Annotated in this window: 21 protein-coding genes, 3 tRNA genes and 1 pseudogene; 19 read left to right on the top strand and 6 right to left on the bottom strand. The window is 71.5% G+C overall.

Going from position 1 to position 19193, the window contains the following annotated elements:
* The first annotated feature begins 119 nt into the window (after positions 1–119).
* The 13 genes and pseudogenes from IE269_RS03495 (at position 120) to IE269_RS03435 (ending at position 12543) form a co-directional block, all read left to right on the top strand.
* A complete protein-coding gene (locus IE269_RS03495) occupies positions 120–530 on the top strand; it encodes an NADH-quinone oxidoreductase subunit A (protein ID WP_189821151.1) in 411 nt (136 codons plus the stop codon).
* Positions 521–1207, top strand: a pseudogene (locus IE269_RS42960) (NADH-quinone oxidoreductase subunit B); the annotation flags it as partial. The gene IE269_RS03495 and the pseudogene IE269_RS42960, both read left to right, overlap by 10 nt.
* Before the next feature lie 248 nt (positions 1208–1455).
* Positions 1456–2931, top strand: a complete 1476-nt coding sequence (locus IE269_RS03485) for an NADH-quinone oxidoreductase subunit C (RefSeq protein ID WP_189821149.1) — start codon at positions 1456–1458, stop codon at positions 2929–2931.
* Positions 2928–3896, top strand: a complete 969-nt coding sequence (locus IE269_RS03480) for a complex I subunit 1/NuoH family protein (protein WP_189821148.1) — start codon at positions 2928–2930, stop codon at positions 3894–3896. Before IE269_RS03485 ends, IE269_RS03480 begins: the two co-directional genes overlap by 4 nt.
* Positions 3897–3898: 2 nt before the next feature.
* Positions 3899–4513 carry a NuoI/complex I 23 kDa subunit family protein gene (locus IE269_RS03475; RefSeq protein ID WP_189821147.1) on the top strand — a complete coding sequence of 205 codons (615 nt, stop codon included), beginning with the start codon at positions 3899–3901 and terminating at the stop codon, positions 4511–4513.
* Entirely contained in the window at positions 4510–5142 is a 633-nt protein-coding gene (locus tag IE269_RS03470) for an NADH-quinone oxidoreductase subunit J family protein (RefSeq protein ID WP_229897425.1), read from the top strand. Before IE269_RS03475 ends, IE269_RS03470 begins: the two co-directional genes overlap by 4 nt.
* Complete coding sequence (gene nuoK / locus IE269_RS03465) at positions 5142–5531, top strand: NADH-quinone oxidoreductase subunit NuoK (protein ID WP_189821146.1); 390 nt, start codon at positions 5142–5144, stop codon at positions 5529–5531. Before IE269_RS03470 ends, nuoK begins: the two co-directional genes overlap by 1 nt.
* Positions 5528–7525 (top strand): NADH-quinone oxidoreductase subunit 5 family protein, encoded by a 1998-nt coding sequence (locus IE269_RS03460; RefSeq protein WP_189821145.1) that lies wholly within the window; start codon positions 5528–5530, stop codon positions 7523–7525. The genes nuoK and IE269_RS03460 overlap by 4 nt, the downstream gene beginning before the upstream one ends.
* A 3-nt stretch (positions 7526–7528) precedes the next feature.
* The gene (locus IE269_RS03455; protein ID WP_189821144.1) at positions 7529–9103 is read left to right on the top strand and encodes a complex I subunit 4 family protein; all 1575 of its coding nucleotides are present in this window, start codon (positions 7529–7531) and stop codon (positions 9101–9103) included.
* A 23-nt stretch (positions 9104–9126) separates the two neighbouring features.
* Positions 9127–10737 carry an NADH-quinone oxidoreductase subunit N gene (locus tag IE269_RS03450; RefSeq protein ID WP_229897470.1) on the top strand — a complete coding sequence of 537 codons (1611 nt, stop codon included), beginning with the start codon at positions 9127–9129 and terminating at the stop codon, positions 10735–10737.
* A 151-nt stretch (positions 10738–10888) separates the two neighbouring features.
* On the top strand, positions 10889–11752 hold the full coding sequence (htpX, locus tag IE269_RS03445) for a zinc metalloprotease HtpX (RefSeq protein WP_189821143.1): 864 nt from the start codon (positions 10889–10891) through the stop codon (positions 11750–11752).
* Positions 11749–12141: a YccF domain-containing protein gene (locus tag IE269_RS03440; RefSeq protein WP_189821142.1), complete on the top strand. Its 393-nt coding sequence runs from the start codon at positions 11749–11751 to the stop codon at positions 12139–12141. Before htpX ends, IE269_RS03440 begins: the two co-directional genes overlap by 4 nt.
* Before the next feature lie 129 nt (positions 12142–12270).
* Positions 12271–12543 carry a GlsB/YeaQ/YmgE family stress response membrane protein gene (locus tag IE269_RS03435; protein ID WP_189821141.1) on the top strand — a complete coding sequence of 91 codons (273 nt, stop codon included), beginning with the start codon at positions 12271–12273 and terminating at the stop codon, positions 12541–12543.
* Here IE269_RS03435 and IE269_RS03430 read toward each other — a convergent pair.
* The 3 genes from IE269_RS03430 to IE269_RS03420 all read right to left on the bottom strand — a co-directional run bounded on the left by IE269_RS03430 (position 12532) and on the right by IE269_RS03420 (position 14374).
* A complete protein-coding gene (locus IE269_RS03430) occupies positions 12532–13197 on the bottom strand; it encodes an alpha-ketoglutarate-dependent dioxygenase AlkB family protein (protein WP_189821140.1) in 666 nt (221 codons plus the stop codon). The genes IE269_RS03435 and IE269_RS03430 overlap by 12 nt on opposite strands.
* A complete protein-coding gene (locus IE269_RS03425) occupies positions 13194–13709 on the bottom strand; it encodes a methylated-DNA--[protein]-cysteine S-methyltransferase (protein WP_189821139.1) in 516 nt (171 codons plus the stop codon). Before IE269_RS03425 ends, IE269_RS03430 begins: the two co-directional genes overlap by 4 nt.
* 176 nt (positions 13710–13885) lie before the next feature.
* Entirely contained in the window at positions 13886–14374 is a 489-nt protein-coding gene (locus IE269_RS03420; protein ID WP_189821138.1) for a YajQ family cyclic di-GMP-binding protein, read from the bottom strand.
* 235 nt (positions 14375–14609) lie between these two features.
* On the opposite strand from IE269_RS03420, the gene IE269_RS03415 reads away from it, so the two are divergent.
* Positions 14610–14691: transfer RNA gene (locus IE269_RS03415), tRNA-Tyr, on the top strand.
* A gap of 77 nt (positions 14692–14768) precedes the next feature.
* Here the strand turns inward: IE269_RS03415 and IE269_RS03410 are convergent.
* The 3 genes from IE269_RS03410 to IE269_RS03400 form a co-directional block, all read right to left on the bottom strand.
* On the bottom strand, positions 14769–15266 hold the full coding sequence (locus tag IE269_RS03410) for a GyrI-like domain-containing protein (protein WP_189821137.1): 498 nt from the start codon (positions 15264–15266) through the stop codon (positions 14769–14771).
* A gap of 112 nt (positions 15267–15378) precedes the next feature.
* Positions 15379–16035 carry an SDR family oxidoreductase gene (locus tag IE269_RS03405; protein WP_189821136.1) on the bottom strand — a complete coding sequence of 219 codons (657 nt, stop codon included), beginning with the start codon at positions 16033–16035 and terminating at the stop codon, positions 15379–15381.
* A gap of 103 nt (positions 16036–16138) precedes the next feature.
* A complete protein-coding gene (locus tag IE269_RS03400) occupies positions 16139–17413 on the bottom strand; it encodes an amidohydrolase family protein (protein WP_189821135.1) in 1275 nt (424 codons plus the stop codon).
* Between the two features lie 253 nt (positions 17414–17666).
* Here IE269_RS03400 and IE269_RS03395 point away from each other — a divergent pair.
* The 5 genes from IE269_RS03395 to IE269_RS03375 all read left to right on the top strand — a co-directional run bounded on the left by IE269_RS03395 (position 17667) and on the right by IE269_RS03375 (position 19112).
* Positions 17667–17739: transfer RNA gene (locus tag IE269_RS03395), tRNA-Thr, on the top strand.
* Positions 17740–17787: 48 nt separating this feature from the next.
* Positions 17788–17860: transfer RNA gene (locus IE269_RS03390), tRNA-Met, on the top strand.
* Between the two features lie 89 nt (positions 17861–17949).
* Positions 17950–18114: a 50S ribosomal protein L33 gene (gene rpmG / locus IE269_RS03385; protein WP_007265873.1), complete on the top strand. Its 165-nt coding sequence runs from the start codon at positions 17950–17952 to the stop codon at positions 18112–18114.
* Positions 18115–18226: 112 nt separating this feature from the next.
* Positions 18227–18682 carry a MaoC family dehydratase N-terminal domain-containing protein gene (locus IE269_RS03380; RefSeq protein WP_189821134.1) on the top strand — a complete coding sequence of 152 codons (456 nt, stop codon included), beginning with the start codon at positions 18227–18229 and terminating at the stop codon, positions 18680–18682.
* Position 18683: 1 nt separating this feature from the next.
* Entirely contained in the window at positions 18684–19112 is a 429-nt protein-coding gene (locus tag IE269_RS03375; RefSeq protein ID WP_189821133.1) for a MaoC family dehydratase, read from the top strand.
* Positions 19113–19193 lie beyond the last annotated feature (81 nt).

Here is a 19193-nt window from a genome sequence, read left to right as displayed (position 1 = left end):
GGCCGGTCCACGACTGCTTACCGGAGCTTTACCAGGCCCTAGACTCCCCTCTCGTACAGATCGACGACGGACGGCGCTCTTGCTGAGGCGCCGCGCGGCCAGGGAGAGAGGTTCGGGACGTGCCGAAACCGACCGTGCCGGTGGTGGACCACACGGTGGCCGCCTCCTACTTCCAGAGCTATTCGGTCGTCGGCCTGCTCGCCGTGATCGGCGTGCTCTTCGTGGCGGTGGCCTTCGGCGCGGGACGCCTGCTGCGCCCGGTGGTCCCGACCCCCGAAAAGCTCCTCACGTACGAGTGCGGAGTCGACCCCGTCGGCGAGGGCTGGGCGCACACCCAGGTCCGCTACTACGTGTACGCCTTCCTCTACGTCATCTTCGCCGTCGACGCGATCTTCCTCTTCCCGTGGGCGACGGTGTTCGCTGCGCCCGGGTACGGCGCCACGACGCTGGTCGAGATGTTCATCTTCCTCGGCTTCCTGGCCGTGGGTCTGCTGTACGCATACAAGAAGGGCGTCCTCGAATGGACGTGACCCCCGAGCCCGTGCTCCTCCCGGAACCCCAGCGCCTCGGAGTCCTCTCCCGGCTCGCCCCCGAACCGATGAAGGTGGTCCTCAACTGGGGCCGCCGCTACAGCCTCTGGGTCTTCAACTTCGGCCTGGCCTGCTGCGCCATCGAGTTCATCGCCGCCTCCATGGCCCGCCACGACTTCATCCGCCTCGGTGTGATCCCCTTCGCGCCGGGCCCGCGCCAGGCCGACCTGATGGTCGTCTCGGGCACGGTCACGGACAAGATGGCCCCCGCCGTCAAGCGCCTCTACGAGCAGATGCCGGAGCCGAAGTACGTCATCTCCTTCGGCGCCTGCTCCAACTGCGGCGGCCCCTACTGGGACTCGTACTCCGTCACCAAGGGCGTCGACCAGATCATCCCGGTCGACGTCTACGTCCCGGGCTGCCCGCCCCGCCCCGAGGCCCTCCTCCAGGGCATCCTCAAACTCCAGGAAAAGATCGCCCGCGAATCCCTCGCGGACCGCTACGGGACCTCCCCCGCACGCCCGTCCGTCTCCTCCCTGCAGAGCGCCCTGGTGACTCCACCGCCAACCCCGGGGACGCCCGCTCCGGAGGAGGAACCTGCTGCGGGACCTGCTTCCGGCGCGGGTGGCGCTTCCGGTACGGGCACCGCGCCGGCCGGCGGTACGGGTGCCGCTTCCGGTACGGGCACCGGCACTGCCCCGGCTGCGGGAGCCGCACCCGCCACCGGGTCGGCGTCCGGCTCGGGTGCTTCCTTTGGTACGGGTGCTGCTTCGGGTACGGACAGCGCTTCCGGCACGGGAGCCGCCCCGGCTTCGGGCGGTGCCCCGGTCTCGGGGTCCGGTCCCGCTGCGGGATCCGCCTCCGCCCCTGGCGGTGCCCCGGCTTCCGGTGCCGGAACCACCGACGCTTCCGGAGGCGAGGCCCGATGAGTGCCTACGACGGTCTGCCCGACAACGTCACCGAGGTCTTCGGCGAGGAGGCCCGCGCGGAGCGCGCGTACGACCTGCTGACGGTCGACGTGCCCCTCGGCGCGTGGATCACCGCGCTCGAAATCGCCCGGGACAAGCTGGCCTGCACCTACTTCGACTGGCTGAGCGCGGTCGACGAACCCGGTACGGGCTTCCTCGTCTCCGCCCACCTCGCCTCCCTCGAAGGCCGTACGGTGCGCCGCCTCCTGCTCCGCACCACGGTCCCGCACTCCGCCCCCGTGCTGCCCACGGCCGTGGAGGTCTTCGCGGGCGCGGCCTGGCACGAGCGCGAGACGCACGAGATGTTCGGCATCGACTTCACCGACCACCCGCACCTGGCCCCGCTGCTCCTCCCGGACACCTTCGAGGGCCACCCCCTCCGCAAGGACTTCGTCCTCGCGGCCCGCGTGGCGAAGGCCTGGCCGGGAGCGAAGGAACCCGGCGAGTCGGAGCACGGCGGCCCCAAGCGCCGCCAGATGCTCCCCCCGGGCGTTCCCGACCCCAACGAATGGGGCCCCCTCAAGGGCCAACTCCCGGCCGCCCCGGCCCGCCCGGCCCGAGGCGCCCGCGCGGCGGGCGCGACCCCGGCGGCGGACCGCCCGGCCCGCCGCACCCGCACCGCCTCCGACGGCTCCGCCTCCCAACCGGACGCCACCCCTCCGGTGCGCCGCTCCCGCACCGCCGCCGAGGGCTCGGCCTCCCAGCCCGCAGCGGGGGAGACCGCCGCTTCCCCGGCCCGCCGCTCCCGCACCGCGAGCGAGGGTTCGGCCTCACAGGCATCCTCGGCCACGGGCGCTCCGGCAGCGGGCGCCCCGGCTCGCCGGTCGCGGAGCGCGAGCGAGGGTTCGGCGTCGCAGACTTCCCCGGGCGCCGATGCTCCGGCAGCGGGCACCTCTGCCCCCGGCGTCTCGGCCTCCCATGCTCCGGCCCCCGGTGCTCCGGCCCCTGGTGCCCCGGCAGCGGGCGCCCCGGCCCGGCGCTCCCGCAGCGCGAGCCAGGGCTCCGCGAGCCAGGCCGCACCCGGAGGTCGGGCGGAGGCCGCCGCCCCGGGTCCCGGCACCTCGGGCGGAACCCCGGCAGCCCCCGCTCCCGGCGCGGACAGCACGTCCGGCCCCGCCGACCCCGGGGGCCCGGGGGCGGAGCCCCCGGTTTCGGGAAGGGGCGGGGAGGGGACAGCCCCGCGCAGCGGCACCCCCACCCCGGCCACCCCCTCGGCCCCGTCCAGCTCGGACGCCCCCTGGCACAACGCCCGCCCGGCGTTCGACACCTCCGCCGCCCCCGAGCCCGTACACGAAGAGGCCCCCGAGCCCGTACACGAAGAGGCCCCCGGGCCGGACGGCTCACCAGGCCGGGGCCGGGACGACGGCCAGGCCGACCCGACCGGCCCGCAAGACGACACCCCCACCACCCCCGCCGGAGGCGATCCCGCGTGAACGACGTACTCGACGTCGCCCTCCGCCTGCTCCTCGTCTTCGTGCTCTTCCTGGTCCTGCCCCTCCTGGTCGGCCAGACCGAGCACAAGGTGATGGCCCACATGCAGGGCCGCCTCGGCCCCATGTACGCCGGCGGCTTCCACGGCTGGGCCCAGCTCGTCGCCGACGGCGTGAAGTTCGCGCAGAAGGAAGACGTCGTACCCAGCGGCGCCGACCGCCGCATCTTCCAGCTCGCCCCCGCCGTCGCCCTCCTCCCGTACCTCCTGGTCCTCCTCGTCATCCCCATCGGCCCGAGCGAGTCCGCCGTCGGCCAGCAGATCGACGCGGGCATCTTCTACGTGCTCGCCGTCATGGGCGTCGGAGTCCTCGGCTCGCTCATGGCGGGCTGGGCCTCGGCCAACAAGTTCTCCCTCCTCGGGGGCCTGCGCACCGCCGCCCAGCTCCTCGCGTACGAACTCCCCATGCTGCTGGCCGCCGCCTCGGTGGCCATGGCGGCCGGGACGCTCTCCCTGCCCGGCATCCTCGACGCCTGGCAGTGGTGGTGGCTGCCCTGGCAGCTGATCGGCGCGTTCGTCTTCTTCACGGCCGGACTCGCCGAGCTCCAGCGCCCTCCGTTCGACGCCCCGATCGCCGACTCGGAGATCATCTTCGGCGCGTACACGGAGTACACCGGCCTGCGCTTCGCGCTCTTCCTCCTCGCCGAGTACGCGGGCATCGTGATCGTCTGCGGCCTGACCACTGTCCTCTTCCTCGGCGGCTGGCACGGCCCGTGGGGCGCCGACGGACTCGGCTGGGTCTGGACGCTCCTGAAGACCGCGATCCTGGCCTTCGTCGTCATCTGGCTCCGCGTCAGCTACCCCCGGCTCCGCGAGGACCAGCTCCAGAAGCTGTCCTGGACCGTACTCATCCCGCTCGCACTCGCGCAGATCGCGCTCACCGGCATCGTGAAGGTGGCGATCCAGTAGTCATGGCACCCCCCATCCCCGGGAGCGGCCTCGCCAAGGGCCTCGCCGTCACCCTCCGCACGATGACGAAGAAGACCGTCACCGCGCAGTACCCCGAGAAGCAGCCCGAACTCCCGCCCCGCACGCGCGGCGTGATCGGCCTCTTCGAGGAGAACTGCACCGTGTGCATGCTGTGCGCGCGCGAGTGCCCCGACTGGTGCATCTACATCGACTCCCACAAGGAGACGGTGCCGCCCGCCGCCCCCGGCGGCCGCGAACGCAGCCGGAACGTCCTCGACCGCTTCGCCATCGACTTCTCGCTCTGCATGTACTGCGGGATCTGCATCGAGGTGTGCCCCTTCGACGCCCTCTTCTGGTCGCCGGAGTTCGAGTACGCGGAGACCGACATCCACGAACTCACCCACGAGCGCGACAAGCTCCGCGAGTGGATGTGGACCGTCCCCGAACCGCCCGCCCTCGACCCCGGTGCCGAGGAACCCAAGGAGATCGCCGCCGCCCGCAAGGCCGCCGACAAACTCGCCGCCACCCAGCAGGCGGAGGCCACCCAGCAGGCGGAGGCCGCACAGCAGGCGGAGGCCACCCAGCAGGACCGTACGGAACAGGAGGGCCCGGCGTGATCACGACGAGCACCCTGACCACCCTCGCCGCCACGGGCCCCGGCTTCCTCTCCCCGACCGGCGTCGAGATCGCCTTCCTCCTGGTCGGCCTGGTCACCCTCGGCGCGGCCGTCGTCACGGTCACCACCAAGCAGCTCGTGCACGCCGCGCTCTGGCTGGTCGTCGCCCTCGGCGGCCTCGCCGTCGAGTACCTGCTCCTGACCGCCGAGTTCATCGCCTGGGTCCAGGTCCTGATCTACGTCGGCTCGGTCGTCGTCCTCCTCCTCTTCGGCCTCATGCTCACCAAGGCCCCCATCGGCCGCTCCCCGGACGCCGACTCCGGCAACCGCCCGGTCGCCCTCGCGGTGGCCGTCGCCGCGGCCGCCGCCCTGGTCTGGGTGGTCGTCGACGCGTTCCGTACGACCTGGATCGACCTCGACGGACCCGTCCAGGGAGCCACCAAGGTGACCGGCGAGATCCTCTTCCAGCACTGGGTGCTGCCCTTCGAGGCCCTCTCGGTCCTGCTCCTGGCCGCCCTGGTCGGCGCGATCGTCCTCTCCCGCAAGAACAAGGCCGCGGCCGAAGCCGAAGCCCTGACGACGACCGCACCGAAGAAGCCGACGACCGGACCGAAGAAGGAGCAGCGCTGATGCACCTCGCCTACCCGGCCGTCCTCGCCGCCCTCCTCTTCTGCGTCGGCCTCTACGGAGTTCTCGCCCGCCGCAACGCGATCCTGGTCCTGATGTCCGTCGAGCTGATGCTCAACGCCGTCAACCTCAACCTGGTCGCCTTCGACGTCTGGCTCCGCGACGCCCTGCACGCCGGCCAGGCCCTCACGCTCTTCACCATCGCCGTCGCCGCCGCCGAGATCGGCATCGGCCTGGCGATCGTCCTGATGGTCCACCGCAACCGCGGCACCTCCGACGTCGACAAACTCCGCGACACCGCCGAGGCCGCAGCGGACGACGACCCCACCGACGCCGACGAGGACGCAGCCCCCGACTCCCCGGCCCCGAAGGCAGCGGAGGCCGCCGCGTGACCACCACGACCCTCGCCGTCCTCGTCCCCCTCCTCCCGTTCCTCGGCGCGGTCGCCGGCCTCCTCCTCGGCCGCACCGCCCCCGGCTTCGTCCGCCCCCTGGCGATCCTGCCGACCGTCGCCGCCCTCGCGCTGGCGATCACCGTCGCCGTGCACCAGGGCGGCGGGAAGTCCATCGACGCCGCCACCCGCCTCACCCCGACCGGCTCGGTGCCGATCGACCTGGCCCTGCACATCGACGGCTTCGCCGCCCTGGTCGCCGTCCTGGTGACCGTCGTCGCGACCTGCGTCCAGGTCTACTCGACGGCCTATCTGCGCGACGACCCGCGCTACGCCTCGTACGCCGCTCTCGTCTCCCTCTTCACCTCCGCGATGCTGGTCGTCGTCTACTCCGGCGATCTGATGGTGCTGCTGGTCGGCTGGGAGATCATGGGCATCTGCTCGTACTTCCTGGTCGGCCACTACTGGGAGACGCCCGAAGCCCGCGCCGCCTCCCTCAAGGCCTTCCTGGTCACCAAGCTCGGCGACGTCCCCTTCCTCTTCGGCCTGTTCGCGCTGGCCGCCGACGCGGGCACCTTCCGCATCACCGGCATCCTCGAAGCCGTCGCCACCGGCGGCCTCGACCACCCCACCCTGATCGCCCTCCTCCTCGTCGCGGGCGTCGCGGGCAAGTCCGCCCAGTTCCCGCTGCACACCTGGCTCCCGGACGCGATGGCGGGCCCGACCCCCGTCTCCGCGCTGATCCACGCCGCGACGATGGTCGCCGCCGGCGTCTACTTCGTCGCCCGCCTCCTGCCCGTCTTCGCGGCCTCCGCCGCCGCCATGACCGTCCTCGCCGTGATGGCCGCCGTCACGATGGTCGGCTCGGCCCTCGCCGCGCTCGCCCAGGACGACATCAAGCGCGTCCTCGCGTACTCGACGATCGGCCAGCTCGGCTACATGACCGGCGCCCTCGCCGTCGGCGACCGCGGTGCCGCCGTCTTCCACCTCCTCTCGCACGGCGCCTTCAAGGCGCTCCTCTTCCTCGGCGCCGGCGTGATCATCCACGCCGCCGGCACCAACTCCCTGGCCGCCATGTCCCGCATGGGCGACCTCCCCAAGCGCATCCCGGACGCCTACTGGACGATGACGATCGCGCTCCTCGCGCTCGCCGCCATCCCCCCGTTCGCCGGCTTCTTCTCCAAGGAAGCCGTCCTGGTCGCCGCCGAGCACACCGCCCTCGGCGACTCCGCCACCAGCCCCTCGGGCGCGGGCTGGATCGTCCTGATCGCCGGTCTCCTCACCGCCCTCCTCACCGCCGCCTACGCCACCCGCCTCTGGCTCCTCGCCTTCCGCGGCCGCGGTCCCGCCGCCCCGGATCACGGGAAGCAGCCGCTCGCCATGAGCGCCGTCCTCTGGGTCCTCGCCGTCCCCTCCCTCGCCCTCGGTCTCGCCGTCGGCCAACTCGCGGGCTGGTTCGACGTCACCTCCCTCACCCCGTCCGTCACCACCGCCGTCCTCGGCACCGGCGTCGCGCTCGTCGGCGGGATCATGACGTACGCCTCCTGGCGCGCCCTGCGCTACAAGGCGGGCACCAACATCCCCCTCGGCGCGGTCGCCGCCCACCCGGACGCAGACCCCGCCACCTCCGAGGAAGAGGCCATCGCCACCCACCAGGCGGCCTACGGCGACATCGCCTCCGCCCCCGACCCCGGCGACCCCGGCCGCCTCCTCCTGGGCCCCCTGCACCGCCACGCGGCCACCGGCTTCCACCTGGACGCCCTCTACGCCGCCCTCTTCGTCCGCCCCGTCAAGGGAGCCGCCGAGCTGGTCCGGTTCCTCGACCGCGAGGTCGTCGACACCTACGTCCGCGCCGCCGGAACCCTCCCGCGCTGGCTCGGCATCGCCGTCCGCCGCGCCCAGACCGGCAACGTCCAGACCTACCTGGCCGCCCTGCTCGCCGGTTCCGTCGTCCTGGCGATCGCCGCCGTCCTCGTCGCCGCCGTCGGAGCGTGAGCCATGATCGATATCAGCGAATCCGTGATGCAGTTCCTTCTCGCATTGATCGTCGTCGGCCCGCTCATCGGCGCCGTCGCCGCTCTCCTCCCGGCCCCGCCCGGACTGAAGGGAAAGTCCCCGGACCAGGCCGTGCTCCGCCACGGCGTCGTCGTCACCGGCGCCGTCCTCATCGCCGCGATCGTCCTCGGGCTCGGCTTCGACCGCGACCACCCCGCGAAGATGCAGGCCAGCACCGACATCAGCTGGATCCAGGCGCTCGACGTCCGCATCCATCTCGGCATCGACGGCATCTCGCTCCCCCTTCTTCTCCTGACCGCGCTCCTGACCTTCCTCTGCGCGCTCTACAGCTACTTCAAAATGCCCAAGGGCCCGTCGCCCAAGGCCTTCGTCGCACTCCTCCTCGTCCTGGAGACCGGCACCCTCGCCACCTTCGTCGTCCTCGACCTGATCCTGTTCTTCCTCGCCTTCGAGATGGTCCTCATCCCGATGTACTTCCTGATCGCGCGCTGGGGCGGAGCCCAACGCACCCAAGCGGCCTGGAAGTTCATCCTCTACACCCTGCTCGGCTCCGTCGTGATGCTGCTCGGCCTCCTCCTCATCGGCCTGAAATCCGGCACATTCGACATGGTGGCACTCGCCACTGACAACGGCCGTGGCCTGACAACATCCGTGCAGGTCACGGCAGTTCTGGCCATCGCGGTCGGCCTCGCCGTGAAGACCCCGATGTGGCCCCTGCACAGCTGGCTCCCGGACGCCCACACCGCCGCCCCGACCGTGGGCTCGGTCCTGCTGGCCGGCGTACTGCTCAAGATGGGCACGTACGGCTTCGTCCGCATCGCGCTGCCGATCGCGCCCGAGGGCATGCACACGTTCGCGCCGTACCTGGCCGCCCTCGCCGTCGTCGGCATCCTCTACGGATCCCTCGCCTGCCTCTCCCTGGCCCGCAAGGGCAACAAGGGCGACCTGAAGCGCCTCATCGCGTACTCCTCGGTGGGCCACATGGGCTTCGTCCTCCTCGGCATCGCCTCCATGACCCCCACCGGAGTCAACGGCGCGCTCTTCGCCAACATCGCCCACGGCCTCATCACCGGCCTGCTCTTCTTCCTGGTCGGCGCCCTCAAGGACCGCTACGGCACCGCCGACCTCGACACCCTCGCCCAAGGCACCGGCGCCGCCCTCTACGGCCGCGCCCCCCGCCTCGGCGCCCTCCTCGCCTTCGGCGCCGTCGCCTCCCTCGGCCTGCCCGGACTCGCCGGGTTCTGGGGCGAGATGCTCACGATGTTCGGCGCCTTCGACCCCGCCGAGGGCCTCAGCCGCCCCGCCTTCCTCACCTTCATGGCCCTCGCCGGTCTCGGCACGCTGCTCACCGCCGCGTACCTCCTGATCGTCGTCCGCCGCGTCTGCATGGGGGAGCGGCGCGAGGAGACCCGGGCGATCGCCGACGTCCAGGGATACGAATACGCCTCCTGGACCCCGCTCGTCGCCCTCACCGTCCTCGCCGGCCTCTGGCCCGCAGTCCTCCTCGGCCTGACCGACCCGGCCGTCCAGAAGCTCCTCGCAGGAGGCAAGTCGTGACCGTGGCCACCGAAGCCGTGACCCTGGCCGCGCAGGCCACCCCGACCCAGACCGCACAGGCCACCGACCTCGTGCACGCAGCGGCCCCCGCCGCGAGCCTCGTCCAGTCCGTCGACTGGCTCGCCATCGCCCCGCCCGTCGTGGCCGCCGTCGCCGCGCTCCTGATCCTGGTCGCCGACCTCTTCGTACGAGAGGGACGCAAGCACCTCCTGGGCCTCGGCGCGGTCCTCGGCCTCGTCGTGGCCCTGGCCGCCCTGCTGCCCCTGCGCGGCGCCGGCCACAGGACCTTCTGCCTGGTCGGCGACACCACGGTGTGCAGCTACACCGCCGACCAGTTCGCCCTGGTCATCCAGGCACTGGTCCTCGTCGGCGCCCTGGTGACAGCGCTCCTGTCCCTCACCCTCGCCAAGGACGACAAGAACCTCCCCGCGGGCGAGTACTGGTTCCTGCTGCTGTCGTCCGCCGCCGGAGCGACCCTTCTCCCGGCCGCCCGCGACCTCGCCACCCTCGTCGTCGCCCTCGAAGTCGCCTCGCTGCCCGCCTTCGCCCTCGTCGGCCTGCGCCGCGGCGACAAGCGCTCCTCCGAAGCGGCCCTGAAGTTCTTCCTGTCCTCCGTGACCGCGACCGCCGTGATGCTCCTGGGCGTCAGCTTCGTGTACGCCGCGACCGGCAGCCTGCACCTCACCGAGATCGCCACCCGCCTCGACAACGTCCCCGCCCAACTGGACACCCTCGCCCAGGCGGGCGTCGCCCTCACCCTCGTCGGCTTCGCCTTCAAGACGGCCGCCGCGCCCTTCCACTTCTGGGTGCCCGACACCTACGTCGGCGCACCCCTCCCGGTCGCCGCCTACCTCTCCGTCACCGGAAAGGCGGTCGGTTTCTCCGGCCTCATCCTGGTCACCGTCGTGGCGTTCCCGTCGTACGCCGACGTCTGGGGCCCGGCACTCGCCGTCCTGGCCGCACTCACCATGACCGTCGGCAACGTCGCCGCCCTGCGCCAGAACGCCACCCGTGCGCACAGCGCGGTGCGCCTCCTCGCCTGGTCCTCCGTCGGCCAGGCCGGCTACCTCCTGGTGCCGATCGCCGCCGCCGCGTACACCAGCGACGCCCAGATCGGCTCCACCGTCGCGTACGCCCTCATGTACGCCGTCGTGAACCTCGGCGCCTTCGCGGTCGCCGCCCTGGTCTCCCGTACGAACCCGGGCGGCCGCCTCACCGACTACCGCGGCCTGTACGCGCGCAGCCCCCTCGCGGCGCTCGCCCTCGGCTTCTTCCTGCTCTGCCTGGCCGGACTTCCGCCGGGCATCATCGGTCTCGTCGCGAAGGTCACCGTCTTCTCGTCGGCCGTCGACGCGGGCCTGGCCTGGCTGGCCGTGGTCATGGCCGTCAACGTCGTGATCGCCCTCTACTACTACCTGCGCTGGACCGCACTCCTCTTCCGCCCAGCACCTCAAGAGGCGCCAGAACAAGCACCGGCGACGGCGACAGGAGAGACACCACACCCGGTGCGAGCCCCCCGCCGCCTCCCCGCCCCCCTCGGCACCGCGATCGTCCTCACCCTGGTCGCCGCCGTCGCACTCTCCGGCTACCCCCAGCTGATCCTCCGCTTCGTCACGGGCTCGCTCTTCCAGTAGCCCCACATTCCCCGGACGGCCTAATCCGCTCACCGGTGCACAAGGGAACTAGTGACCCCCGCCTGGCGTTGACCAGTAAGGAAGGGTCCACTGAACGTGGAAGCACCACCCGGTCAGGAGTTCCCCTGCCGCACTACTTGGAGGGCCTACCGTGCACCGCCGGCACAACGGGTTGAAGACAGCCGTACTCCTCGGGGGCCTGTCCGCGCTGATCCTCGTCATCGGCAGCTTCTTCGGCCGTACGGGACTGCTGGTCGCGCTCCTCGTGGCGCTCGGCACCAACGCGTACGCGTACTGGAACAGCGACAAGCTGGCCCTGCGCGCCATGCGTGCCCGCCCGGTCAGCGAGTTCGAGGCCCCCGAGCTCTACCGCATGGTCCGCGAGCTCTCCACGGCCGCCCGCCAGCCCATGCCCCGCCTCTACATCTCGCCGACCCAGGCCCCCAACGCCTTCGCCACCGGCCGCAACCCGCGCAACGCGGCCGTCTGCTGCACCGAGGGCATCCTCCAGATCCTCGACGAGCGCGAACTGCGCGGCGTCATCGGCCACGAGCTCAGCCACGTCTACAACCGCGACATCCTCATCTCCTCCGTCGCCGGAGCCCTCGCCTCGGTGGTGATGTTCCTGGTCAACTTCGCCTGGCTGATCCCCGTCGGCAGATCCAACGACAACGAGGGCCCCGGCATCTTCGGCATGCTGCTGATCATGATCCTGGGCCCGATGGCCGCCTCGATCATCCAGCTCGCCGTCAGCCGCTCCCGCGAGTACGAGGCCGACGCCTCCGGCGCGCAGCTCACCGGCGACCCGCTCGCCCTCGCGAGCGCATTGCGCAAGCTGGACGCGGGTACGAAGCAACTACCGCTGCCGCCCGAGCCCCGGATCGAGACCGCGAGCCACATGATGATCGCGAACCCCTTCCGCCCCGGCGAGGGCGCGGCCAAGCTCTTCTCGACGCACCCGCCCATGGCGGAACGCATCGCCCGACTCGAACAGATGGCAGGCCACCGACCGTGAAGACACTCCTCAACCTCATATGGCTGGTCCTGAGCGGCTTCTGGCTCTTCCTGGGCTACCTGGTCGCGGGCCTCCTGCTCTGCATCACGATCATCGGCATCCCCTTCGGCCTGGCGGCCTTCCGGATCGGCATCTACGCCCTGTGGCCCTTCGGGCAGACCGTCGTGGACCGCCGCGACGCGGGCGCACCCTCCTGCATCGGCAACGTCCTGTGGCTGATCCTCGCGGGCTGGTGGCTGGCGCTCGGCCACATCATCACCGGCATCGCCCTGTGCATCACGATCATCGGCATCCCCTTCGGCATCGCGAACTTCAAGCTGATCCCGGTGTCCCTGCTGCCCCTCGGCAAGGAAATCGTCCCCACCGACCAGCCCTTCGCCGCCCGCTGACCCCGCCGCCCCTCGGCTGACCTGGCAACCTTCCCGGCGTGCGATGCGTCTTCCCCTGCGAGAGCGGGCAGGAGCACCACACCCGCCCGTGCGCACCGCACGGCACATCGCACCCACGGGGGGACCCTCATGAGCATCCTGGGCTGGATCGTCCTCGGCCTCGTCGCCGGCGTCATAGCCAAGATCCTGCTGCCCGGCCGCGACCCCGGCGGGCTGATCGGCACCACGCTGATCGGCATCGCGGGCGCGTTCATCGGTGGCTGGATCTCCACGAAGTTCCTGGACCGCGAGATCGCCAACCAGTTCTACGACGGCCCGACCTGGCTCGCAGCCATCGGCGGCTCACTGGTGCTGCTCATCGCGTACCGCATCCTCTTCGGCCACTCCCGCTCACGCGGCTAGCCCGGTCACCCGCAGCGTGACGTTCAGCCGTCCGGCGGCCATCCCGGTCGCCGGATCGCCCGTACCCGGCAGCACCTTCGGCACGCCGTGGTACGCGAACCGCGAAGGCCCCCCGAACACGAAGAGGTCCCCGGACCTCAACTCCACATCCGTGTAGGGGCGTCCCCGCCCCTGTGTGTTCCCGAACCGGAACACACAGCTGTCGCCGATGCTCAACGACACCACCGGCGCCTGCGACCGTTCTTCTCGGTCCTGGTGCATCCCCATCCGGGCGTCGCCGTCGTAGAAGTTCACCAGCCCGGCGTCCGGCGCATACCCGTCACCGGCGCCCTCGTCCTCGTACGCATCGACCAGCGCCCGGCGTCCCAAGTCGCCCAGCCACGGCGGAAAATCGGCCACCCTCGCACCGTTCACATCACCCGCCGTGCGGGAGTAGCGGTACGGCTGCCAGTGCCACCCCAGCCCCACCGAGCGCACCGACATCACCCCGCCCCCGGGCAGCCGTATCTGCCGCAGCGGCACCGGACCGGTGGCCCACCCCCGGCACGCCACCACCAGCTCCTGCTGCTCCTCCAGCGACAGCCACCCCGGAACGTGCACCGCTCCCGGTGCCACCTCCGCCCGCTCCCGGGGCAGCTCGAAAAGCTCGCTCACCGCACCTGGCCGCCCTCCAGCTCCAGCAGCAGCCGCTTGCGCTCCAGACCGCCCGCGTACCCCGTCAGCGACCCGTCCGCCCCCACGATCCGGTGGCACGGCCGCACCACCAGCAGCGGATTGCGCCCGATCGCGGTCCCCACCGCCCGGACCGCCGCACGCGATACCCCGATCGACTCGGCGAGCTTCCCGTACGAGGTGGTCTCCCCGTACGCGATGTTCTCCACCGCACTCCACACCCGGCGCTGGAACTCCGTACCCACACCGTCCGCGTACGCGATGTCGAACCGCGTCAGCTCCCCGGCGAAGTACGCCTTCAGCTGCGCCGCCACCTCGCCGAACAGCTCCGGCGCCCGCCGCCACCCGTCCCCGACGACGGCACCGCCCTTCTGGTCCGGCACCGACAGCGACAACAGCGCGACCCCGTCGGGAGCGCTCGCGGACTCCTCGCCCACCAGCAGCAGCTCGCCCAACGGGCTGTCGAGGGTCGCGTACACCGTGGTCCCGCTCATGACCCCATCCTCTCCGCGCAGTGCTCGCTGCGCCTCTCGCCGTCCTCGCCGTCGAGTCTGCGCCCGCGCCCGCACCGGGGCTGGCGGTATTCGGACATCACGGTCGCGTGCGGGCACGCGAAGGGGGCGGGAGCCGGCCCGAAGCCGCCCACCGCCCCCGTCCGAACCCGCAAGCCTCAGCGGTAGTTCACGAACTGGATCGCGAAGTCCAGGTCCTTGCCCTTGAGCAGCGCCTGCACGGCCTGGAGGTCGTCACGGCTCTTGGAGGTGACGCGCAGCTCGTCGCCCTGCACCTGCGCCTTGACGCCCTTGGGGCCCTCGTCGCGGATGATCTTGGCGACCTTCTTGGCGTTGTCCTGCGAGATCCCCTCCTCGATGGAGGCGAAGATCTTGTACTCCTTGCCGGACAGCTGCGGCTCGCCCGCGTCCAGCGACTTCAGCGAGATGCCGCGCTTGACCAGCTTGGTCTCGAAGATGTCGAGGATCGCCTTCACGCGCTCCTCGCCGTTCGCCTGCATCAGGATCTTCTCGCCGGACCAGGAGATGGAAGCGTCCGTGTTCTTGAAGTCGTAACGCTGCGAGATCTCCTTGGCGGCCTGGTTGAGGGCGTTGTCGACCTCCTGCCGCTCGACCTTCGAGACGATGTCGAAACTGGAGTCGGCCATGTCCTGTGGCTCCTTGATGTGGGTGACGGGTGGGTGCCGGGCGGGTGCCGGGTGCGGCGCGGATGCCGCGCGCGTGCGGCGCCATCCCTTCGGCGTACGGCACAAAGCCTAGCCACCCGGACCGACACCGGGCGCGGATCAATCGAGTGGCGGAGCACCCCTGGTCATCAGGTATTGTTTACGTCGTCCCCAGGGAAAAGCGCCGCAAGGTGAAGATCCCCAGGTGACATCCCATGGCGGTGTGCCCGAGTGGCCAATGGGAACGGACTGTAAATCCGTCGGCTTAGCCTACCCAGGTTCGAATCCTGGCGCCGCCACAAAAGAAGGCCCCTGATCAGCGGAAACGCCGATCAGGGGCCTTCGGGTTTTCCCACCGGGGCGGCAGCCGGCGCCGCTACCCGTCCGCGAGCCGGATCGCGAGCCGCGTCTCCCACTTGTTCGGGTCCGGCTCCACCCGCGGATCCGTCAGGAACGTCTCCGTACGGCCCACCCAGTGCTCGCCGTCCGCGGCCCGCGTCATGTCCCACTCCAGGCCCTGCGTGCCCGCCCAGGCGATCAGCTCCTGCGTGACGCCGACCAGCTCGTCGGGGTGGCCGACGTGCGTCAGCGTCGCGTACCGCCCCGCGGGCAGCACTCCCGCCCGCACATCGCCCTCCGGCTCCGGCGCGACAGCCACCGGAACCCCCGCCTCGACCTCCAACTCCCCGTCCGCACCGATCACGTTGTACCGGAGGAACGGACCGCCGAGCGGTTCGGTTCCCCGCGCCGCGAGCCAGCCGATGAGCTCCGGAATCCGGTCGGCGATCGCGGCGAACCCGTCCGTCCGCACCCGCCCCCGGATGCCCGCGTAGGGCTGCTCGCCGTATTCCGTGATCTCGGGTTCGTACCGCATGCGACTCCTCGAAGTCCGTCGTCCCTGTATCGGGTGGTATCAGGTGCTCGTCACGAGTGACGACTGCGCGGCGGCACCGAACTCATCGGTCCCGCCGCACAGTTGCCCGTCTTCAGTTCCCGGCCACGTCCTTCACCGCCACCGACACCGGCACGCTGCCGCCGATCAGCTCCAGCGTCAGCCCCGCCGTCGACGGCGTCTCCAGCAACTCCGCCAGTACGGCCGCCACGTCGTCCCGCGTCACGGGCCCGCGCCCGGTCGAGACGCCCAGCTTCACCAGCCCGGTGCCCGCGTCGTTCGTGAGCTGACCGGGCCTCAGGATCGTCCAGTCCAGGCCGCTCCTGGCCCGTACGTCCGCGTCCGCGGCCCCCTTGGCGCGCAGGTACACATCGAAGATTTCGTCGCCGGGGTGCTCGGGGTCGGCACCCATCGAGGACACCACCACAAAACGGCGCACCCCCGCACGCTCGGCCGCGTCCGCGAACCTGACCGCCGAGTCCCGGTCCACGGTGTCCTTGCGGCCGGCCCCGCTGCCCGGACCCGCGCCCGCCGCGAAGACCGCCGCAGCGGCCCCTTCGAGGGCCGCCGCGACCTCCTCCACGGACGCCGACTCCAGGTCGAGGACGATCGGTTCGGCGCCCGCCGACCGCAGGTCCTCGCTCTGCTTCGCGTCGCGGACGATCCCCGCGACCTCGCCTCCGCGTGCGGCGAGCAGACGCTCCAGCCGCAGCGCGATTTGACCGTGTCCACCTGCGATGACAGTGCGCATGCTGTCGACCGTACGCCCACCGGCCCGCCCCCGCCCAGAACGCCGCACACGCCCCGCGAACGCGTCCGGGTCCCCGTAAGGGCACCTCATGCGCCCCAGGCGCTCAGGGCCCCGTCTCCGGCCTCCCCTGGCGCGGAAGTCCCAGCTCCACCGCCGCCACCGTGTCGCAGTACTCGCGCACCGCACTGGTGCGCGCCACGATCCGCCCCCGGTGCACCACGATCCTGCTGTACGCCAGCGACAGCACCCCCGCGAGCCGCTCGCCCCGCACCGCCACCAGCTCCGCCGGAAACCCCGCCTCCAGCCGCACCTCCGGCAGCCCCATCGCCTCCCGCGCACCCGCCGCCACCGTGTCGTACGCGTCCGCCGCCCGCATCCCGCTCTGCGACGCCAGCAGGTACGCCGCCTCCAGGGGGTCCCCGCGCCCCACCGGGTTCGCCAGGTCCCGCAGTGCCCCGCTGCCCGCCGCCAGCCGCACCCCGGCCGCCCGCAGCAGCCGCACCGGCGCCACCCCGCGCGCCTCCACGCCCCCGCAGCCGCCCTGCGGCTGGCACACCACGCTCACCCCGGCGGCGGCCAGCTGGTCCGCCGCCCGCGTCGCCACCTCAAGAGGCAGCCGGGACAGCCCTCCGCACGGGCCGATCACCACCCCCGGCCGCAGTCCGCCCGCCATCGCCGCCAGCCGTGCCAGCCGCGCCGGATCGTCACCCTCGGTGTGCAGGTCCACCGGGCACCCGTGCTCGGCGGCCACCTCCAGCACCCGTTCCACGTACCCCGTCGGATCGGGATCCAGGTCCGGGCAGCCGCCCACCACGGCGGCGCCCATCTTCACGGCGTCCCGCAGCATCGCCAGACCGTCCGCCCCCGCCACCCCCGTCAGCAGCCGCGGCACCGCCACCGCCGACAGATCCACCAGCCCGCGCAGCGAGCGCCGGGCCTGGAGCACCGCTTCCATCGGCCCGAGCCCCTGCACGTCCCCGATCCGCACGTGCGAGCGCAGCGCCGTCGCCCCGTGCCCGAGCTGGAGCAGCGCCGCCTGTGCGGTGCGCCGCTGCACGTCCTGTGTCGCGTACGAAACCGGGCCGCCCTCGTCGGCCGTCAGCGCGGTGTCGCTGTGCGCGTGCGGTTCCGCCGGCGCCGGCAGCAGCAGGAAGCCCGAGAGGTCCACCCGGGAGGCTGCCTGCGCCGGAAGACTGCCCGCCGTGCCGACGGCCTCGATGCGCCCGTCGCTGACCCGCACGTCCACCGTGCGTCCGTCGGTGAGCCGGGCCCCGCTCAGCAGCAGGGCGTCGGTGCGCTCCTCGCCGCTCGCACCGGCGCCGGTGCTCGGTTCGGGGTTCCCCGGGCGGCGGGACGGCTGCGGCTGGCTGTCGGACATCGCGCTCCTGGCGGGGGCTCGGGCGGAGAGGGGCGCGTCGGCGCGGGGCGGCCGGCGCCCAAGATCACGCAGCGTTCGATCGAGCCTAGGGGCCCGCCTCCGAGGCTTCGAGGAGGAGCGAAATAGTCGTACCGGAGTGACCTCAGGTGGCCTACGTGACGGGTGACGGCGACCCGCCCGGGAGGGGGCCGAAGTGGGTCCCGGATATGGATTTGGGGGATCGGCGCAGACCCGTGTAATGTCTTCATCGCTCGCCCCAATAGCTCAGTCGGTAGAGCGTCTCCATGGTAAGGAGAAGGTCTGCGGTTCGATTCCGCATTGGGGCTCTGGTGTTCGGAGATCCTCCCCCTCGGGGGAGGTGATCCAGACATCAAAGCGGTGTAGCTCAGTCGGTAGAGCAAGCGGCTCATAATCGCTGTGTCACCGGTTCAAGTCCGGTCACCGCTACGCGCAGTAGCCGATTGTAGGGTCGGTCCTCCGATCGGCTACTCTTTTTTGCGTTCATCCGTACATCCGTCCGTCCAAGGAGCACTCACGTGGCTGCCACCGACGTCCGCCCGAAGATCACGCTGGCCTGCGTGGAGTGCAAGGAGCGGAACTACATCACCAAGAAGAACCGGCGTAACAACCCGGACCGCATGGAGATGAAGAAGCACTGCCCGCGTTGCAACTCGCACACGGCGCACCGCGAAACGCGCTAAGCACAGGCTCGTACACGAGGCCGTCCCCGAATTACTGGGGGCGGCCTCGTGTCGTATGTCACGACGGTTCCCGTCACTCAGGTCACGACCATTCACAGGAGGTACGAGTTCCATGGCGCTCGACCAGTCCCTCGTGGGGCGGTCCTATCCGCCCACCTCGGCGTACGAGGTCGGCCGGGAAAAGATCCGCGAGTTCGCCGAGGCCGTCGGCGACCGCAATCCCGCGTACACCGATCAGGAAGCCGCCAAGGCGCTCGGCCACCCCGATGTGATCGCCCCGCCGACTTTCGTCTTCACGATCACCTTCAAGGCCGCGGGCATGGTCGTCCAGGACCCGCAGCTGGGCCTCGACTACAGCCGGGTGGTGCACGGCGACCAGAAGTTCGCGTACACCCGCCCGGTGCGCGCGGGGGACCGGCTGTCGGTCACCTCGACCATCGAGGCGATCAAGTCGATGGCCGGGAACGACATCATGGACATCCGCAGCGAGGTCCACGACGAGAGCGGTGAGCACGTCGTGACCGCCTGGATGAAGCTGGTGGCGCGCGCCGCCGCCGAGGAGGCGTGAGATGGCTGCCAAGATCGCGCATGCGGACGTCGAGGTCGGCACCGAGCTGCCCGCCCAGTCCTTCCCCGTGACCCGCGCCACGCTCGTGCAGTACGCGGGCGCCTCCGGGGACTTCAACCCGATCCACTGGAACGAGAAGTTCGCGGTCGGGGTCGGCCTCCCCGACGTCATCGCGCACGGCATGTTCACCATGGCCGAGGCCGTCCGCGTGGTCACCGACTGGGCCGTCGACCCGGCCGCCGTCGTCGAGTACGGGGTGCGCTTCACCAAGCCCGTCGTCGTCCCCAACGACGACCAGGGCGCCCTGATCGAGGTCACCGGCAAGGTCGCCGCCCTCCTGGACGACAACAAGGTCCGCGTGGACCTCGTCGCCATGAGCGCCGGCCAGAAGGTGCTGGGCATGTCCCGCGCGGTGGTCCAGCTCGGCTGAGCCGCCACACGGTGTGTAAGGGGCGTCCTCCCTGGAGGGCGCCCCTTACTTCGTGCCCGGGCGGAGCCCGCCCCGCGCTCT

The sequence above is a fragment of the Streptomyces spiroverticillatus genome, from assembly GCA_014650415.1.
GTDB classification, from domain to species: Bacteria; Actinomycetota; Actinomycetes; order Streptomycetales; family Streptomycetaceae; genus Streptomyces; species Streptomyces spiroverticillatus.
Note: the sequence above shows the minus strand (reverse complement) of the source record. Positions and strands in the feature narration are given on the sequence as shown.

Coding starts and splice junctions, on each gene's coding strand:
- IE269_RS03420 (WP_189821138.1), bottom strand. CDS start 14,374: ATGGCCGACTCCAGTTTCGACATCGTCTCGAAGGTCGAGCGGCAGGAG.
- IE269_RS03400 (WP_189821135.1), bottom strand. CDS start 17,413: ATGTCCGACAGCCAGCCGCAGCCGTCCCGCCGCCCGGGGAACCCCGAA.
- IE269_RS03380 (WP_189821134.1), top strand. CDS start 18,227: ATGGCGCTCGACCAGTCCCTCGTGGGGCGGTCCTATCCGCCCACCTCG.
- IE269_RS03455 (WP_189821144.1), top strand. CDS start 7,529: ATGATCGATATCAGCGAATCCGTGATGCAGTTCCTTCTCGCATTGATC.
- nuoK (WP_189821146.1), top strand. CDS start 5,142: ATGCACCTCGCCTACCCGGCCGTCCTCGCCGCCCTCCTCTTCTGCGTC.
- IE269_RS03485 (WP_189821149.1), top strand. CDS start 1,456: ATGAGTGCCTACGACGGTCTGCCCGACAACGTCACCGAGGTCTTCGGC.
- IE269_RS03435 (WP_189821141.1), top strand. CDS start 12,271: ATGAGCATCCTGGGCTGGATCGTCCTCGGCCTCGTCGCCGGCGTCATA.
- IE269_RS03405 (WP_189821136.1), bottom strand. CDS start 16,035: ATGCGCACTGTCATCGCAGGTGGACACGGTCAAATCGCGCTGCGGCTG.
- IE269_RS03425 (WP_189821139.1), bottom strand. CDS start 13,709: ATGAGCGGGACCACGGTGTACGCGACCCTCGACAGCCCGTTGGGCGAG.
- IE269_RS03410 (WP_189821137.1), bottom strand. CDS start 15,266: ATGCGGTACGAACCCGAGATCACGGAATACGGCGAGCAGCCCTACGCG.
- IE269_RS03475 (WP_189821147.1), top strand. CDS start 3,899: ATGGCACCCCCCATCCCCGGGAGCGGCCTCGCCAAGGGCCTCGCCGTC.
- IE269_RS03375 (WP_189821133.1), top strand. CDS start 18,684: ATGGCTGCCAAGATCGCGCATGCGGACGTCGAGGTCGGCACCGAGCTG.